Consider the following 2,380-nt stretch of genomic DNA (forward strand, 5'->3'; position numbering starts at 1 on the left):
CCGCCGGCCCGGTCCGCCCGCGCCGGGTGGCCGGGCCACTCACCGGCGGAGCCCGGCCGGTCCGCCCGTGCCGGGTGGCCGGACGGGGCCGAGGCCCCGGTCCGGGCCGCGGTTCCCGAAGTCGCCGCCAAGCGGGCCGTCAGGTCCGCCTCGCGGGAGGCCGCGCGGGCCGCGTCGTCGCGGGTCCAGGAGAGTTCCCTGGTCAGGGCGTCCGCCGCCGCGCGGTCCGCCGTCTCCGCGAGCCGCGCCGACAGCGCGCGCAGCGCCGCCTGCGCCTGTGTCCACTGCTCGCCGGCCGCGGCCAGCAGCGTGCGGAGTTCCTCCTCGCCGCCCGGCAGCCGGTCCCAGACCTCCACGGCCGCCGCCCGCAGGCCCGCCGCGTACTCCGTTTCCCGCGCGAGCGCCACCGGGCCCACCGCACCCGCCAAGTCACCGAGCAGCGACTCCAGTACGTCCCACGGCGGCATCGCGGCTCCGTCCAGGCAGGCCCTCATGCCCTCCGGGTCCCGCCGCAGGAACTCCCCGCACCAGCCCGCCCCTGGATCCAGCCTCTGCATCAACCCCCGCATGTAGCCGGAGAGTTGACCGATCACCTGCGAAGTCGCGGTCTCCATCCCCGCATTGCATCCCACCCGTGTTACGGGCGGGCTACGGGAATCTCAAAGCTTGACGGCGAGTGTCACACCGATCGCTGTGTGCGGTCGCTTGCCCCGGCGGGCCACCGCGGCCGGTACGTCCACCGCCCAGAACTGCCACGTGTACTTGCGCGACATCAGCTTCCGCACCCGCGTCAGCCCCGCCTCGTCCAGCAGCCGCGCCTCGCCCTCGAACACCGCGGCCCCCTCGACCACGCGCCCGCGCACGTCGCACGCCACGACCGTGACCCGCCCGTCGCGCGCGATCCGCTTGACCTTCCACGAATCGCTCCGCGTCCACACGTACAGCTCACCACCGTCCGCCACGGCCCACACCGGTGTGGCCACCGGGGTGCCGTCCTTGCGGAAGGTGGTGAGACTGACGTACCGCGCCTTGCCCAGTTCCTCGACCGTCATGCGCCGACCCTACGCGCAGGCCTCCGCTACGCCACCGGCGGCTTCTCCCCGTGGCTGAGGGTCTCCCACGCCACGAACAGGTCGTCCGTCCCGGCCGGCCGGGTCTTCTCGACCAGCTGCCGGGTGTACGGCAGCTTCGCGCCCGCCCGCACCTCGTAGTGCTGGAGCGCCACCTCCAGGTCGGGGCCCATGGTGCGCTCCACGGTGCCGCCGCACAGCCACGCGGGCGCCTCCTCCCCCAGCTGGTACTTCGCGTGGAACTCCAGCGCCGCCCCGATCCGCTCGCCCTGTTCCCCGTACAGGTCGACGCCCTGGTGCCACGCCGTCTCCGCGATGTGCGCGGACGCGGCGAGCGAGTAGCCGACGTGCATCAGGTTGCGGCAGGTCTCCTGGGCGATGCCGTCGACGTAGGTGCCCTGGCCGAACCAGTACGACTTCACCTTGTCCGCCGAGTCCATGCCCGTGCGCGGCGGGGCCACCGGGTGCGGGCCGTCCTTCTTCAGGTAGAAGTACGCCGGGACGCGCTCGCGGAACCGCTCCAGGGACTCCCGGAAGACCACCTGGTCCTCCAGGAAGACGGCGATGCCCATGGCCGCGTCCGTCATGGCCAGCTCCCAGTTGCCGTTGTACGCCGGCACCTGCGCGCGGACGGCGGGGAGGTAGGCGGTGCGCAGCATCTGCTTGAAGCGGGCGACGTGGGTCTCTCCCCAGTTCGGGTAGTCGGCGCGCATGATCTCGGCGGCCCGCGCCCAGGTTGAGCCGGACCAGGCGGCCTGGAGTCCGGCGTTGTCCTCGGCGTGACGCTTCATCACGGCCGACCAGTCGTCCATGATCTGCACGGCCTTGCGGGCGTGGGCGGTCCGGCCGTTCACCGACCACAGCAGGGCGTGGGTGTAGGCGGCGATCGCGTCCTGCCGTTCGTCGAGGCAGGACTGCGGGCCCGAGTTGAAGGGGCAGGGCACCACGTCGGCCGGGTGCGCCGTGTAGTCGAGCGAGGCGTAGCGGTTCTTGAGGAGCGCCCGGTACGCGGAGGCCCACGGCTCCTTGCCGGCCGCGACCATCTGCTTCGCCTGCTGGAGCTGGGTGTGGCTGACGACGACGCCCGGGTGGCGGAAGACCACGTCGCCCGGGTCCTTGGCGTGGGCCCGGCCCTCGGGGGCGGCGCAGGCCGCGAGCAGCAGGCCGCCCGCGAGGAGGGCGCCGATGATTCCTAGACCGAGTCGCTTGGATGCGGATGCGTTCATGTCTGACACGCCTTCACGCTTCCCCCGCGCCCGGCCCCTCCCACCGCCCATTGCGCCGTTCGGCCGCCGGGCCCGCCCTAACGG

Annotated in this window: 2 protein-coding genes and 1 pseudogene; all 3 read right to left on the bottom strand. The window is 73.3% G+C overall.

The window, feature by feature from the left end; all coding sequences use genetic code 11:
- Positions 1-614: pseudogene (locus ACWGDE_RS38250) on the bottom strand (hypothetical protein); the annotation flags it as partial.
- 45 nt (positions 615-659) lie between these two features.
- Complete coding sequence (locus ACWGDE_RS38255; protein WP_453393696.1) at positions 660-1,052, bottom strand: PPOX class F420-dependent oxidoreductase; 393 nt, start codon at positions 1,050-1,052, stop codon at positions 660-662.
- 26 nt (positions 1,053-1,078) lie between these two features.
- Positions 1,079-2,296: an alginate lyase family protein gene (locus ACWGDE_RS38260; protein ID WP_453393697.1), complete on the bottom strand. Its 1,218-nt coding sequence runs from the start codon at positions 2,294-2,296 to the stop codon at positions 1,079-1,081.
- Positions 2,297-2,380: the final 84 nt, after the last annotated feature.

This window comes from Streptomyces sp. NPDC054956 (assembly GCF_053609185.1).

Excerpts from the sequence above, each read along its gene's own strand:
- ACWGDE_RS38255 (WP_453393696.1), bottom strand. The coding sequence starts at position 1,052 with ATGACGGTCGAGGAACTGGGCAAGGCGCGGTACGTCAGTCTCACCACC.
- ACWGDE_RS38260 (WP_453393697.1), bottom strand. The coding sequence starts at position 2,296 with ATGAACGCATCCGCATCCAAGCGACTCGGTCTAGGAATCATCGGCGCC.